At 42.8% G+C, this 15,621-nt stretch carries 13 protein-coding genes; 11 read left to right on the top strand and 2 right to left on the bottom strand.

Annotated elements, in window-relative coordinates; genetic code table 11:
* Positions 1-319: 319 nt before the first annotated feature.
* The 8 genes from ACHBIF_RS02295 to ACHBIF_RS02260 all read left to right on the top strand — a co-directional run bounded on the left by ACHBIF_RS02295 (position 320) and on the right by ACHBIF_RS02260 (position 9,257).
* The gene (locus ACHBIF_RS02295; RefSeq protein WP_105122723.1) at positions 320-1,477 is read left to right on the top strand and encodes a GntP family permease; all 1,158 of its coding nucleotides are present in this window, start codon (positions 320-322) and stop codon (positions 1,475-1,477) included.
* Positions 1,478-1,555: 78 nt separating this feature from the next.
* Positions 1,556-2,416 (top strand): 3-hydroxyacyl-CoA dehydrogenase family protein, encoded by an 861-nt coding sequence (locus ACHBIF_RS02290; RefSeq protein WP_202850082.1) that lies wholly within the window; start codon positions 1,556-1,558, stop codon positions 2,414-2,416.
* Between the two features lie 39 nt (positions 2,417-2,455).
* Positions 2,456-3,631: a thiolase family protein gene (locus tag ACHBIF_RS02285; RefSeq protein WP_105122725.1), complete on the top strand. Its 1,176-nt coding sequence runs from the start codon at positions 2,456-2,458 to the stop codon at positions 3,629-3,631.
* 21 nt (positions 3,632-3,652) lie between these two features.
* Positions 3,653-4,960, top strand: a complete 1,308-nt coding sequence (locus ACHBIF_RS02280; RefSeq protein WP_125266490.1) for a GntP family permease — start codon at positions 3,653-3,655, stop codon at positions 4,958-4,960.
* A gap of 101 nt (positions 4,961-5,061) precedes the next feature.
* Entirely contained in the window at positions 5,062-6,288 is a 1,227-nt protein-coding gene (locus tag ACHBIF_RS02275; protein WP_394718382.1) for a CaiB/BaiF CoA transferase family protein, read from the top strand.
* A 13-nt stretch (positions 6,289-6,301) separates the two neighbouring features.
* Positions 6,302-7,087 (top strand): enoyl-CoA hydratase/isomerase family protein, encoded by a 786-nt coding sequence (locus ACHBIF_RS02270; protein ID WP_105161303.1) that lies wholly within the window; start codon positions 6,302-6,304, stop codon positions 7,085-7,087.
* A gap of 14 nt (positions 7,088-7,101) precedes the next feature.
* Positions 7,102-8,307, top strand: coding sequence for an acyl-CoA dehydrogenase family protein (locus ACHBIF_RS02265; RefSeq protein WP_105161304.1), 1,206 nt, complete (start codon positions 7,102-7,104; stop codon positions 8,305-8,307).
* A gap of 161 nt (positions 8,308-8,468) precedes the next feature.
* Positions 8,469-9,257: an enoyl-CoA hydratase/isomerase family protein gene (locus ACHBIF_RS02260; RefSeq protein ID WP_105110832.1), complete on the top strand. Its 789-nt coding sequence runs from the start codon at positions 8,469-8,471 to the stop codon at positions 9,255-9,257.
* 308 nt (positions 9,258-9,565) lie between these two features.
* Here ACHBIF_RS02260 and ACHBIF_RS02255 read toward each other — a convergent pair whose 3' ends face one another.
* Together ACHBIF_RS02255 and ACHBIF_RS02250 are read right to left on the bottom strand one after the other, a co-directional pair.
* Entirely contained in the window at positions 9,566-11,170 is a 1,605-nt protein-coding gene (locus tag ACHBIF_RS02255) for a permease (RefSeq protein WP_394718379.1), read from the bottom strand.
* Entirely contained in the window at positions 11,167-11,910 is a 744-nt protein-coding gene (locus tag ACHBIF_RS02250) for an ABC transporter ATP-binding protein (RefSeq protein ID WP_394718377.1), read from the bottom strand. The genes ACHBIF_RS02255 and ACHBIF_RS02250 overlap by 4 nt, the downstream gene beginning before the upstream one ends.
* 144 nt (positions 11,911-12,054) lie before the next feature.
* Here ACHBIF_RS02250 and uvrC point away from each other — a divergent pair, with 144 nt between their 5' ends.
* Genes uvrC through obgE form a run of 3 tightly spaced genes read left to right on the top strand, consistent with a single transcriptional unit; the run spans position 12,055 to position 15,375 of the window.
* Entirely contained in the window at positions 12,055-13,833 is a 1,779-nt protein-coding gene (gene uvrC, locus ACHBIF_RS02245; protein ID WP_394718375.1) for an excinuclease ABC subunit UvrC, read from the top strand.
* A 55-nt stretch (positions 13,834-13,888) separates the two neighbouring features.
* Positions 13,889-14,017: a DUF4044 domain-containing protein gene (locus tag ACHBIF_RS02240; RefSeq protein ID WP_105122511.1), complete on the top strand. Its 129-nt coding sequence runs from the start codon at positions 13,889-13,891 to the stop codon at positions 14,015-14,017.
* Between the two features lie 44 nt (positions 14,018-14,061).
* Positions 14,062-15,375: a GTPase ObgE gene (gene obgE, locus ACHBIF_RS02235; RefSeq protein WP_394718373.1), complete on the top strand. Its 1,314-nt coding sequence runs from the start codon at positions 14,062-14,064 to the stop codon at positions 15,373-15,375.
* Positions 15,376-15,621 lie beyond the last annotated feature (246 nt).

Below are 15,621 nucleotides of genomic sequence, written 5' to 3'. Positions count from 1 at the left end.
TATGGAAAGCATTCTGTTTTGGCATTTCACAAAGTTACTATATCGTATTATAATTTGTCTATAAAGTAAATGAAGCGCTTCCAAAAATTTAAGAATTCACAACTAACAATTATAGAAACGTATAAACTTATTTTTTAGAACATGGAGGAAATCAATGGATCCTGGACTTATTAGTCTGATAGGGGTTCTCCTATCGTTAAGTCTGCTTATTTACCTTGCTTATAAGGGCTTTCCAATACTTTTTCTAAGTATTATCAGTATGTTGCCGATGATTCTTTTATCTGGCGGAAATATTAACGAGCTGATACAGGAAAATTATATGACTGGATTTGCAAATTTTGCTCAGCGAAACTGGCTCATTTTCTTCTTCTCAGCAGTATTCGGTCAGATGATGGGAGATTCTGGAGCAGCAAAAGTGATTGCTTATACTTTTGCAGGATTTGCTCGGAAATTTCCAGGTAAGGAGCAACTAGTTGCAATTTTGACCCTGATTTTCATTTCATCGACCTTATCATATGGTGGCATCTCGGTCTATGTCTTGGTCTTTACAATGGTGGCTATTTCTAAGGAAATATTTCAAGAGCTAGATATCCCTTGGCACATGTACACTTGTAATGGATTAGCTGCTGGAGTTATTACTATGTCGATGATACCTGGAACACCCTCGATTCAAAATATTATGCCTACGGAGTATCTGGGGACTACGACCATGGCCGCCCCTATACTTGGCTTAATTCTTGCCGTCTTGGCTTTGATAATGGGTGTCGGCTATATCGAATTTCGTTTGAGGCAGGCTCAAAAAAGGGGAGAAGGATTTTATAAGACTGGTTATAGGATTGCAGAGTCAGATATCAAAACTGAGACAGATATTCCTAATATTCCATTATGGCTTTGTTTCTTGCCTTCGATTGTCTTGTTCCTTTTTATGAATATCTTGAAATTCTCGCCACCTATTAGTCTACTCATTACTATTACAGTGACTTACCTGCTGTTCTACAAGCACTTGAAAGGAATTTTTGCTACTATTCAAAAAGCGACCACAAACACTTTGAATGCAGTAGGAGCTACTTGTTCAGTGGTTGGGTTTGGTACAGTGGTGGCGGCTCTACCGGCCTTTCAGTACATCATTTCCGGTCTGGATAAGATTCCTGGTCCGCCTGTAGTCCAGTTGGTCATCGCAGTTAACATTGCTTCCGCAATTACCGGATCATCAGCAGGTGGATTGGGAGTTGGCTTGCAGGTCTTTGGTCAGCGCTTTCTTGATCAGGGAATTCCGGCTCCGGTCATTCATCGCCTAGCAGTTGTCTCTGCTGGTGGCCTAGATTCTTTACCGCATAACGGAGTTGTTATCAATTCCTTAGCTGTTATGCGCTTGACTCACAAGGAATCTTATCTAAATACCTTTGTAACATCAGTTGTGATTCCAATTATTTGTGCCTTTGTTGGTGCAATGCTTTATCAAATGGGTATATGGTAACTTTTACCAAATTATTTAGACATACAGAGAAACTTGAAGGGTGTGAAAATACCTTCCAATCTTTAGGAGGAAAATAAAATGAGTGAAATTAAACGTGTTGCTGTCATCGGTTCAGGCTTAATGGGGCGTCAAATTGCCCTGAATTCAGCCCTCTATGGCTATACAGTCTTTTTGAATGATAAGAATGAAGAAGCTTTAGAAAAAGCAAAAGAGTGGACAGTCGATTATCTTAATGGACGCATTGCCAAAGGGAAGTTAACCCAAGAGCATATCGATGATGTCAATAAAGTTTTATTCTTTGAACCAGATATAAAATTAGCAGTAGAAGATGTAGATTTAGTCATTGAAGCCATTATTGAGGATCGCCAGATTAAGTTTGATTTCTTCAAAGAAGTGACTGAATTGGTAAAACCAGGTACTATTCTTGCTACAAACTCTAGTTTCATGGTGTCTTCCTTGTTCAAAGATGCTGTTAGAGAACCAGAATTGTTGGCTAATTTCCATTACTTTAATCCAGCTTTGGTAATGAAATTGGTTGAAGTAGTCAAAGGCGAACACACTTCTATGGAAACTGTTGAACGATTAATGGATTTTGCCCGCAATACTGGTAAGGACCCTGTCTTTGTTATGAAAGAAAATGATGGATTCTTAGCGAACTCAGTACTCCGTGCTGTTTCTCGTAAAGCCATGGAACTCTATGATGAAGGCATCGCATCATATCAAGATATTGATACAGCTGTCGAAAAAGGTCTCAATTATCCGATGGGCCCATTCCGCCTGATGGACTTGACCGGTATTGACCTAGCCTATCTAGCTGCCAAACGTCAGCAAGATGAAACTGGAGAGCGTCGTCCAGGTATTGAGTTGTTGGAGAAAATGTACAATGAGAAAAAATGGGGCCGTAAAACAGGCGAAGGTTTCTATAAATATACTAAATAAAATTTAAAAAATATATTTTAAAAATGGAGGAACATATTCATGTCTCAACAAGAAGTAGTGATTGTTGCCTATGGTCGCTCAGCTGTTGCTAAAGCGGGAAAGAAGGGGTTCTTGCGCCTACAACATCCGGTTGATTTTGCCGGCAAGGTTTTGGAAGGGGTGTTAGCAAAAGTACCGAATCTTCCAAAGGAAGAAATCTATGACGTTGTTGTCGGAACAGCCAAACCAGAAGCGGAACAAGGGAACAACGTCGCTCGTCTCATTGCTCTGAGAGCTGGTTTACCGTACAGTGTATCTGCTCAAACGATTAACCGTTTCTGTTCATCAGGTCTACAATCGGTTTCTACAGCAGCAAATATGATTTGGTCCGGTGAGGCAGATGTAGTAGTAGCTGGTGGTGTGGAATCCATGTCCAAACTGCCAATGGCAGGAAATCCTGCTACCCGTGATCAATGGATTTCAGATAATGAACCTGGTCTTTATACGCCAATGGGAATTACAGCAGAAAATGTAGCAGAAAAATATGGTGTGACCCGTGAACAAATGGATGCTTTCGCTGTTGAAAGTCACCACCGTGCAGAGGCTGCTCAAAAAGCTGGTAAGTTTGTTGACGAAATTATCCCAGTGATTGGAAATGACCTAGAGGGCAATGAGTTTGAATTCAAAGATGACCAAGGTATTCGTTATGGTTCGACCATGGAAGCTTTAGGTGCTTTGAATCCTGTCTTTAAAGAAAATGGTACTGTAACAGCTGGACAGGCATCGCAAGTTTCAGACGGTGCAGGATTTGTAGTTCTTATGTCTCGTAAGCGGGCAGAGGAATTAAACATTAAACCGGTTGCCAAATTCCTTGGTTTCAATGTTGCAGGGGTGGATCCAAATATCATGGGAATTGGGCCAATAGAGGCAGTACCACGTTTGTTAAATCGCTTGGATGTCAAAGTAGACGATATTGATGTTATTGAATTGAACGAAGCCTTCGCGGCTCAAGCCCTTCCAATCATCGATACTCTGGGCTTTGATCCAGCTAAGGTCAATCCAAATGGTGGAGCAATCGCCCTTGGTCACCCACTTGGTGCAACAGGTGCTATCTTGATTTCAAAAACAATTTCAGAATTGAAACGAACAAAAGGCAAACTTGGATTGATTACCATGTGTATCGGTGGCGGAATGGGCGCTGCTGGTCTGATTGAACTAATCGAAGATGAGACCTAGTTTCTAGAAAGTGTGTGTGCTATGGAACTAATCAGTCTTATCGGAATGCTGTTTGGGATTGGATTCTTCATTTTCTTATGTGTGAAAGGATTTAATCTAGTACTATCAGCACTACTCTCCGCTTTTATCATTATTCTGACATCAGGCTTACCTATGTTGGAATTGCTCAAAACTGCCTGGGCACCAGGGTTTGCTTCCTTTATTCAAAACTTCTTTCTTATTTTTGCCGCTGGTGCCATTTTTGGTCGTTTGCTCAATGACGGTGGAGCATCAAAGTCTATCGCTATGGGCATCTACAGAGCTATCTCTAAATTGAAGAAGAATCAAAAGTTCTGGGCAGTTGCATTTGTACCTGTTATGTATGCCATCCTATCCTATGTTGGAGTTTCAGGCTTAGTCATTGTCTATACGGTCATTGACGTATCGGCAGAACTGTTCAAGAAATTTAATATTCCTTGGAGGCTTTATACCAATGGTGGATCGGCTGTTATTGGCGCCCTCTTTATCGGTGGGTCTCTCCAATTGACCAATATTACACCCTCTCAATTTACAGGTCAGCCTATTACAGCTGGTATGGGACTTTCCCTAATCTGTGCACTAGTTTTCTATGCCTATCAAGCTTTCTTTATCGTTTATGATTTAAAAGTTGCGGAGAAGCGTGGTGAAGGATTTGATGAAACGGGTGCTAATTTCTATGCAGGACTTGGAAATAGCAGTGCGGATGAAGATTTACCTTCTGTATTGTTGTCAATTCTTCCAATTGTTGTCATGATTGCTTTGGCGGGTTTCCTTAAAGTTGATGTACTGTATTCGATTACAGCTGGCTGTATCCTTTGTGTCATTCTTTTCTTCAAGCGCTATAAAGCCTTGGATAAGACAATTACAGGAGCTCTATCGTCCGCCTACGCACCAATTTTTGGTGTCGCTGCAACGTCAGCTATAGGTTCAGTTATCAAAGTTGTTCCTGGATTTGCCTTGGTAACTGCTGGCTTGGATATCTTTTCTCCAATGACCAAGGGTGTGCTTCTAATCTCGCTAGTATCCTTTATTACAGCAACAGGAGCAGGTGCTATCAACTCTTTTGGTGCAGAGGTAAATACTATGTTTACTGAGCAAGCTGGTCTGACGGCAGCAACCTCCCATCGTCTTATGACCATAGCAGCATCTACATCTATTTCGGCTCATTCGCCAGGTGTAAATAATGCCATGGAATTAGCAAAATTAGAATATCGCAAAGGGATTGTAGTCTACCTTAGGACAGGGCTTCTGGGTGGTGTTATCTCTATTATCGTCGCAATGATACTTATCAAATTAGGAATATTTGTCTGATGTTAAATAACAATTGAAAAAAGATTGGCATGTGATTGTAAAGGTCTGTCTATATTTCTACATTCGACAGGATAAAAAATGTATTGAAAGGAGTACATATAATGAGTTTGAAAAAACCTTTAGAGGGTATAAAAGTCGTTGAATTAGGAACGTTTATAGCCGTTCCTACGGCAACCAGATGGCTGGCTGACTGGGGTGCAGAAGTTATCAAAATTGAGGGTTTGCAAGGAGATGATTGGCGTCACACAGGTCCAGGTTTCCGAACACCAAAAGCTGATGATGAAAACCCACTTTTTACCGTTCAAAACGCAAACAAAAAACTCTTGGCTTTGAATTTGAAAACCAAGGAAGGTCTGAAAATTCTATTTGATTTGATTAAAGAAGCAGATGTTTTCATTACGAATGTTCGTTTGAAATCTCTTGAGAAAATGAACATTTCTTATGAAACAGTAAAAGCAGTCAATGAAAAGATTATTTATGCTCATTTCACAGGATATGGTTATGAAGGGCCAGCAGCAAGCAGACCAGGTTTTGATATGGCAGCCTTCTGGGCAAGAACGGGTGCAATGGTTGACTGGGGCTCAAAAGGCGACTTTCCTATTAAGCCTTTAGGCGGCTTTGGAGATTCAACGGTCGCATCTGTTATCGCCTTGGGAATCATGGGTGCTTTGTATGGAAGAACTGTTAGTGGCAAAGGAACATTCTTAACATCTTCCTTGTACGGTACAGGTATTTGGTACAATGCTACAGGTGTTGTGGCCACACAAGAGCGGTATGGCGCAGAGTATCCAAAACATAAAATGGCCCCAGGTTCCCCTACGAATCATATCTATCAATCTTCAGATGATCAGTGGGTTATCATTACCCTCGGTAATTATGAACGTCAGGCCCCTGACTTCTACCGTTTGCTAGGATTAGATGAGTACGCAGAGCATCCAGATACAGAGACGATTGCTATCTTGCAAGCTCATCCGGATACCCTGAAGGAATTGATGGAAAAACTTTATCAAGTCTTTAGAACCAAGACAATGGCTGAATGGACTGCTTTATTTGATGAGGCAGATATTGTTTACGAAGTATTGAAACACAATGCAGATGTTTCTAAAGATGAACAAGCCTGGGCTAATAATTATCTTCGTGAAGTTACCTTTGAATCGGGAAATACAGCTGTTATGCCTAATCTTCCAGTATCATTCTCAGAATATGATACCTTTGATTCTTATCAACCGACTGGTCGGATTGGTCGTGATTCAGAAGAAATACTGAAAGCTTTGGGATATTCTGACGAAGAATTCAAAGCCTTTATTGATTCAAATGTAACACTTTAGGAGGGTAAGAACTATGTCTAAACCACAATTAGAATATTTACTATTGGAAGAAAAAGGCAATACAGCTATTGTGACTATCAATCGTCCAGAGGCTATGAATGCCTTGTCTACAGAAGTTTGGAGAGAGCTAAAAGCAACTGTAGATTATCTCAATAATCAAGAAGACATTCGTGCTGTCATCTTGACAGGGGCAGGGGATAAGGCCTTTGCAGCAGGTGCAGATGTAAAAAATCTCTTGGTTAAAAAAGGGAAGGAAAATCTTTCATCCTTTGCTCGCGACTTCTTATTGGGAATGCAAAATTCACGCCTAGTCTTCATTGCAGCCATCAATGGCTATGCCTTTGGTGGAGGTTTAGAATTGTCAATGTTCTGTGATATCCGCATTGCTTCTACAACTGCCTTGCTCGGTTTGCCAGAAACTAACTTGGGACTTTTACCAGGTGCTGGTGGTACACAAAAATTGGTGCGCTTGACCAATGAATCGATTGCAAAACAGGTTATTTTGGGAGGGCGAATTCTTTCAGCCGAAGAAGGTGTGGCAAGTGGATTGATTATGCAAGTAGCTGATCCTGCAGAATTATTGACTGTAGCTGAAAAAGTAGCAAAACGGGTAACGGCTAAGGGACCAATTGCGGTTATGCTGGCTAAACGTGTCATCAACTCCGCAAATGATGTGGATATTCATTCAGGCTTGTTATTTGAAAATTTAGCTTTCTCTGTCCTACTTGATACCAATGATAAGGTTGAAGGTATCAATGCCTTTCTTGAAAAACGTAAAGCAGAATTTAAATCAGAATAAAAGGAGTAATCACTATGGCAACTAAAGAAGAACGGTTAAAAAAACTATTTCCAGAAGATGTATTGCGCATCTCCGAAGATTTGAGTGAAGGTGAACTGACAATTTTGGAAAACCTTTATGAACTCTTGGAGTCTAAATACCGTAAGGATTTGAATACCCATTGGTCGAATTGTACAGTACCAGAAGGATTTTTCGAAGATATGGGAACCCTGGAATACAAATATAGTCCACTATTGTATGAAGGCCGCGAGGGTGCAGATACTCCAAGTCTCATCTTCCAATTCTTCTTCGCCTATACGATGGCCCGTTTCGACCCATCCCTTGCAACGCTAAACGGTGTTCACTCAGGGCTTGGTTTCTACTCATTCCTTTACGGTGGAGACGATGCCCAAAAAGAAAAATATATTAAGAAATTGGCCAACCATGAACTGAGAACCTGTTTTGCCCTCACAGAGCCTGACCATGGTTCTGATGTTGCTTGGGGATTGCAAACAACTGCTCGTCGCGAGGGAGACAAGTGGATTATCAATGGCGCTAAACGCTGGATTGGTGGTGCTAATGTGGCAGATGTCATTCCAGTCTATGCGCGTGATGTTGAGACTGGTAAGCCAAGAGCCTTTATTGTTCGCAGAGATCAACCAGGTGTAGAAGTTTCTGTCATCCAAAATAAAATTGCCTTGCGCATTGTACCAAACTGCGATATTACTTTGACAGATGTTGTGGTGGAAGAGAGTGAACGTCTACAAAAAATCAATTCATTCAAAGATATCGCTCGTATTCTTTATACGACTAGAGCTGGAGTATCCTTCATGGCGACGGGTGCAATTGCGGGTGCCCTAGAAGCTACCTTGAAATATGTCAATGGTCGCGCGCAATTTGGCAAGAAGTTGTCTCAATTTCAATTGACTCAACAAAAGCTAGCTAAGATGAAATCCAACCTTACGACAGCAATGGCACTTTGTGCATCGATTGTTCGCCTGCAAGAAAAAGGTGATTACAATGAAGTGGCAACCTCTATCGGTAAATTGAATAATGCTGAAATGTTGCGCGAAGCCGTTGCACTTGGTCGTTCAGCTTGCGGTGGTAATGGTATTGTAGCTGATTACGATATTGCCCGCTTCTTTGCAGATGCTGAAGCAATCTATACTTATGAAGGTACGCATGAAATGAACTCTTTGATTGTCGGACGTTCACTGACAGGCGAAGCTGCCTTCAACTAATCCTATCAATTGGATACCAAGATTATTTCTCCTTCATTTACAAAGTCTAGTTATTGGTCTACCTCTTCATCACTAACTACCATTTTTCTAAATCAATAACTAGTCGGAGGTTGGTTCTGCCAGCCTCCTGTTTATATAATATTAGGTTAGAAAGGTAAAATATGTATAAAACTATAGAATTAGACATTCATGATTCTATTGCGACAATCTCGCTGAATCGGCCGGGATTCGGTAATTCATTTGATAAAACAATGTTTGAAGAGACAATCCAAACATTTCATAATTTGGCAGACGATGAAAGAGTGAAAATCATCATCTTACGCGCAAATGGAAAAATTTTTTCTGGTGGAGGTGACATAAACAAATTTAATAAGCTACTTGAAACTCGGGAGCCGTTTGACTTGAATCACACTCTGAATCCTGGTCGATTAGTTATGGCAATCCGTAATAATCCTAAGCCTGTTATTGCTGTCGTACAAGGTTCAGCGGCTGGAGCAGGATTTGGGCTAGCGATGGCTTGTGACTACCGTATCATTGGAAAGAAAACCAAGTTAGTTCCAGCCTTTAATGGTATCGGTTTACCCGGAGATAATGGACTATTTTATCTCTTGGGCAAACAAATAGGACCATCAAAACTATTTCAATATTTTACAACGAATCAGATTATCCGTGCAGAAGAAGCTATGGATTTAGGAATTATCACTAAATCTGTAGATGATGAGCATTTGGATAAAGAAGCACTAGATTTTGCTAACTTCCTATTGAATACGCCTCTTAAAGTCCTTTCAATTCAAAAAGATTGGCTCAATCGATTCTTCTATCCTGATTTGGAAGCTGCTCTCGAATTAGAAGCTATGCAGACCCATTTGTCTTCTAAGGAACAGGCTCTGTTTGAAGCAGTAGGAGCCTTTTTACGCAAGGAAAAACCAGATTTTACAAGGGTCAATTAAACAAGGAAAAAGAGGCTGGGCAGAAAGTCCAGCCTCGCTTCTCAGAGTTTGTGTCAACATCTCAGCGCAGTGGTTGATTGGCAGATTTGCTTGTGTTTCACACTCCAAATCTGACCATTACGACTGTTGCGAACAAAGTTCGCTTTATCTCCAACCTCAAACTGTCTACCAGACAGTTTGAGCTGTGCGGGGGTGGGAGTGAAACAGTCTGGGGATAGACTGTTTCAGCTCAACAACTAGAAATAAAGACTTGTTGACGAACTTTTTTTAAACTGGTCGAGTTCTTTCCCACTCCCTTTACTTTTATATCATAATTTCTTCCAGTAGACCTTATAGAGGTAATACTGCAAGCTAGCAGCTAAGACCAGAACGAGTGTGAATATTCCCGAGCTAACATAGATTGGACCGATAGTGTTCGTCAGGATTGTTGCAATCACAAAGAGAATGGTTCCCAGAATCATGGTTGCAAAAATTGAGCCTGCAATCAACCACTGGCCAGCGCCGCGACCGAAGAGCTGATTAGAATTTTGCCAGTTAAGCATGAGGAGTCGCTGATCCCGCCAATAGAAAATCTGTCCAACTAAAATTGCTGTTACTAGGTTACCAATTGTAAAGGCGAGGGCCAAAATTGGGTTTACCTTGAGCAATGCGATTGCCAGGACCAAATAGAGCAAGGCTGGTGGCAGAAATTGGACTGCCGAGATAACCCAGAATTTCTGAATGGTAAACTGCTTAAAGTTGATAGGTAGTGTCTTGATAAAGTGATAATTTTCCTTTTCCAGCGACATGGCCACCCCAATAAAGGTTGTAGCCCCTGCAAACATACTGCCCAGAATAGCTCCAGCCAGCAGAAAAATACCGAAATAATCTACTCCGATTTGACTAAAGGAATTACCATCCATAAATTGTGAGAAACTTGGAAAGAGGGCCACACCCATGATAATTGGCTGCAGGAAGGATTGAACCAGGAGATTGCTGTCGTTAAGCGTAGCCAGGTGGTGTTTAACCAGGGCCTGCTTGAGATTGCTAGGAAGTTTGCCAGATTTTTTCCTGCTCTTCTTGCTGGAAATGGTATCAATGACCAGCATTTGATTGAAATAATTAGGAATAACTGTCTTGGTCGCATAGTAAATCAGACCTAGCATGACCAAGATTGGAAGAGCAAAATGTAGGAGCGTATCCAGCGACAAGGTCTTGCTGACTAGATAGTGGAAACCAACAAAGACCGGAATGGTCGGAAATTCCACAAAGCCATCTGTATCAAACGACCGTACTTGTTGGCTTTGGATGTACATCATGGCCCCAACAGAAATCAGGGACGCTCCAGTTGTCAAGATGGTTGAAATCAAGGTCTTACGAGGACTTTTTGTCAGAATAGTTCCAATAAAATGTACCATGATTAGGTTGACCACATTGACCAGGAGCCAGAGGATGGCAAAGGAAAGCAGGGCAAGTGGCAGCAGGGTCAGTCCTCCGATTTGATAATAGGTCACACCCAGTAGAGTCAGGTTGGGCATGAGGAAGGGCAGAACCATTCCTTGAGCCGACAGAACCTTGGCTACAAAAACTTCACTGGCTTTGACAGGTAGGGCCAGATAGAGTTTGGTGTCCTTGCTGTCATAGAAGACGGAGAAAAAACCTGTAAATCCATAAAGGATAGCCATGACCGTAAAGATTCCCAGCTGCATAGAGAAGAAGCCAACCGAGCGACTATAGTCAATTCCAAGGAAAAAGACAGTGTAGAGGACGGCAAAGCCCACTACCATAAATCCCTGTTGCCAGAGGATACTCTTGTAGGCTGAAAAGGAGGCATCCTTGCGCTTGCTTTGCTTTTTCTTGACCTGGGCCAGCAATTGCGGATTGGAGTTGAGGATATTGATTTTCACCAATTCCCAGATGACAGACTTGTTCATGCCTCCTCACCTACCTTTTCCTGCTGGCGGCCAGCCAATTCCAGGTAGATAGTTTCCAGGTCCTTATCAGGATACTGGGATTTTAATTCTTCCAGGCTACCTACGAAAATCAGACGACCCTTTCTCAGAATGCCAATGCGGTTACACAGTTGCTCAGCAACGGACAAAACGTGCGTTGAAAAGAGAACCGTATTGCCACCTCTGGCATGTTCCTTCATCATCTGCTTGAGGTCAAAGGAGGCTTGCGGATCCAGTCCAGTCAAGGGCTCATCCAAAATCCAAATATCTGGATTGGGTATCAGAGCGCCGATAATAATGGTTTTCTGCCGCATACCGTGGGAGAAACTATCGATAGGCTCGTGCTGGCGGGCGGTCATGTCGAAAATAGTTGACAGGGTCCCGATGCGCTGGTCTACGTCCTCCTTCGGCACGTCATAGACCTTGCCGAGGAAGTGCCAGTATTCAAATGCTGTCAGATTGAGGAAGATATCTGGCGAGTCTGGAACGTAGGCAATCCGCTTTTTAATCTCATCCCGATGCTCAGCCAGAGTTAGATTGTCCACCAAAATATGACCTTCCGTCGCCTCAATAATGGAGGTCAGCAGGCTAATGGTCGTGGTTTTTCCGGCACCGTTGTGGCCAATCAGCCCAAAAATTTCACCCGATTCAATGGTCAAATTTAAGTCATCCAAGGCAAGATTATCACCATAAGCCTTGGTAATGTGGTCGAATGTAATCATAAGTTCCTCCTTAATCGTTCAAATAATATATAGACTTATTATACTACTGTCTTAGGACAAAAACAAGAGTTTTTAGAGGGAAAATGTAAAAAAATCACATTTTTTCTTTATGAAATTTTTGATCAAAACTGCTATACTAGACCTATGAACGATACCATTAAACACAAGTTGGAGCTGCTGCCGGATAGTCCGGGTTGTTACCTCCACAAAAATAAGTACGGAAAAATTATCTATGTAGGCAAGGCCAAAAACCTGCGCAATCGGGTTCGGTCTTATTTTCGTGGTGCCCATGATACCAAGACAGAGGCCTTAGTAGCTGAAATTGCCGATTTTGAATTCATCGTGACCGATTCCAATATCGAGGCCCTCTTGCTGGAAATTAATCTGATTCAGGAAAACAAGCCTCGCTATAACATCATGCTAAAGGATGACAAGTCTTATCCATTTATCAAGATTACCAAGGAACGTCATCCACGGCTGATGATTACACGGCATATAAAAAAGGATGGCGGTCAGTATTTTGGTCCCTATCCTGATGTCGGAGCTGCCAATCAGACCCTCAAGTTGTTGGATCGACTCTATCCATTTCGCAAGTGTAAATTACCTGAAAATCAGTTCTGTCTCTATTATCATTTGAGACAATGTTTGGCGCATGGCGACAATATGCCAAGTATTGCTGACTATGATAGGATGGCCAAGGAAGTAGCCCAGTTCTTGACAGGGCATGATGATAAGATTATCACTGATTTGCAGGAAAAGATGAAGGTGGCGGCTGTCAATCTGGAATTCGAGCGTGCTGCGGAATACCGTGATCTCCTCCAATCCATTGCCACCTTGCGGACCAAGCAACGGGTCATGGCCCATGACCTGCAAAACCGTGATGTCTTTGGCTACTATGTAGACAAGGGCTGGATGTGTGTACAGGTTTTCTTTGTTCGGCAGGGAAAACTGATTGAGCGGAATGTCAATCTCTTTCCTTACTATAATGATGCGGATGAAGACTTTTTGACCTATATCGGTCAGTTTTACAGGGACCAGCAACATTTAATACCGTCTGAGGTTTTGATACCGCAGGATATTGACCAAGAAGCCGTAGAAGCTCTGGTAGATACCAAGGTCATCAAGCCTCAGCGTGGGGAGAAGAAGCAACTCATAGCTCTGGCCACCAAGAATGCGCGTGTTAGTCTGGAGCAGAAGTTTAATCTATTGGAGAAAAATCTGGAGAAGACCTACGGTGCTGTGGAGAATATCGGTCAGCTTTTGGGGATTCCGACGCCGGTTCGTATCGAGGCTTTTGATAACTCCAACATCATGGGAACCAGTCCTGTGTCGGCCATAGTGGTCTTTGAAAATGGGGTGCCCAATAAGAAGGAGTACCGCAAGTACAAGATTAAGACAGTTGAGGGGCCGGATGACTATGCCTCTATGCGGGAAGTCTTGCGCCGCCGTTATAGTCGCGTCCTCAGAGAAGGCTTGGTGCCACCCGATTTGATTATCATTGATGGTGGTCAGGGGCAGGTCAATGTCGCCAAGCAGGTTATCGAGCAGGAGCTAGGCATGTCCATTCCCATTGCAGGTTTGCAGAAGAATGACAAGCACCAGACCCACGAATTGCTGTTTGGAAATCCGCTTGAAGTGGTTGAACTGCCTCGTAACTCGCAAGAATTTTTCCTCCTGCAACGCATTCAGGACGAGGTACACCGCTTTGCCATTGAGTTTCACCGTCAGGTTCGTTCGAAAAATTCTTTCTCTTCAAAATTGGATGGTATTGAGGGCTTAGGACCAAAGCGCAAGCAGGCTCTGATGAAACATTTCAAATCCATTGGCAATATCCAAGCAGCAAACATACAAGAAATCGCCGAAGCAGGTGTGCCTTATAAGGTAGCGGAGAAGGTCAAGGAGAAGTTGAACAATGAAAATTGAACGCTCTGCCATTTTATGGTAAAATAAAGGATAATGACTGTAGAAGGAGAAAGCAATGGCTTTTGGAGAAGAAAAACACAAGAAAACTTTATTTGAACGCTTTACATTATTGATTGTTATTATTATGGTGATTGCCACGATTGCTGGTTTAATTTTCCCTGCAATCAATGCATTAATGAACTAAAAGGCGCTTTTTAGCGTCTTTTTCAGAGAAAGATTAGGTAGATTATGAGTATGTTTTTAGATACTGCCAAGATTAAGGTCAAGGCAGGTAAGGGTGGCGACGGGATGGTTGCCTTCCGTCGTGAAAAATACGTTCCCAACGGCGGTCCGTGGGGTGGTGACGGTGGTCATGGCGGTCACGTTATTTTCAAGGTAGACGAAGGCTTGCGTACCCTCATGGATTTTCGTTACAACCGCATTTTCAAGGCGGATGCCGGTGAAAAAGGTATGACCAAGGGCATGCACGGTCGTGGTGCGGAAGATTTGATTGTGCGCGTGCCGCAGGGAACAACCGTTCGTGATGCGGAGACTGGCAAGGTTATCACTGACTTGGTGGAGCACGGTCAGGAGTTCGTCATTGCCCACGGTGGTCGTGGTGGCCGTGGAAATATCCGCTTTGCCACGCCGAAAAATCCTGCGCCTGAAATTGCTGAGAATGGTGAACCAGGTGAGGAACGCAATCTGGAATTAGAACTAAAAGTTCTGGCGGACGTTGGTCTGGTTGGTTTCCCATCTGTTGGGAAATCCACTCTCCTCAGCGTTATTACAGCTGCCAAGCCAAAAATTGGTGCCTACCATTTTACAACCATTGTACCGAATTTGGGAATGGTGCGAACTAAATCAGGCGAATCCTTTGCGGTTGCCGATCTGCCAGGCTTGATTGAGGGAGCTAGTCAAGGTGTCGGCCTGGGGACGCAATTCCTCCGTCATATTGAACGGACGCGTGTTATCTTGCACGTTCTGGACATGTCAGCCAGCGAAGGCCGTGATCCCTATGAAGACTATGTGGCCATTAACAATGAATTGGAAACCTACAATCTTCGTCTCATGGAACGTCCGCAGATTATTGTTGCCAATAAGATGGACATGCCAGATGCGGAAGAGAATTTGAAAGAATTCAAGAAGAAGCTGGTAGCCAACTATGACGAGTTTGACGAACTGCCACAGATTTTCCCAATTTCAGGAATTGCCCACCAAGGTTTGGAAAATCTCTTGGAGGCAACAGCAGAATTGCTAGAGAAAACGCCAGAATTCTTGCTTTATGATGAATCAGATTTCCAAGAAGAAGAGGCTTATTATGGCTTTAACCCAGACGAGCCAGAATTTGACATCAGCCGTGCAGATGATGCTAGCTGGATTCTGTCTGGTGACAAGCTTGAAAAACTCTTCACCATGACCAACTTTGATCGTGACGAATCTGTCATGAAATTCGCCCGTCAGTTGCGTGGAATGGGTGTTGATGAAGCCCTCCGTGCGCGCGGTGCCAAGGACGGTGACACTGTCCGCATCGGTAAATTTGAATTTGAATTTGTTGATTAACGTAGCAGTTTGGCTGCAAGTTAACTTGCTAGTCAAACTACGCCAAGTCCTATGGGATCTTGGCTAGCTACCTTACTAACTACACCCAAATGGTAGTATCGCCCATTTGGGTTCCGTGTCGTAACCTGTTTAGTGGACTTTTTCAGCTGGTCTCCCAGAAACTGGACGGGACCATAAGACTGAGTGTCCCGCTATTATTCAATAATCATCAACCTGAGCTTGTGTTTCAGGACTACATTTTATTCC

The sequence above is a fragment of the Streptococcus sp. A11 genome (assembly GCF_043674225.1).
GTDB classification, from domain to species: Bacteria; Bacillota; Bacilli; order Lactobacillales; family Streptococcaceae; genus Streptococcus; species Streptococcus suis_V.
The sequence above is the reverse complement of the archived record's forward strand: the minus strand, read 5'-3'. Positions and strand labels throughout refer to the sequence as shown.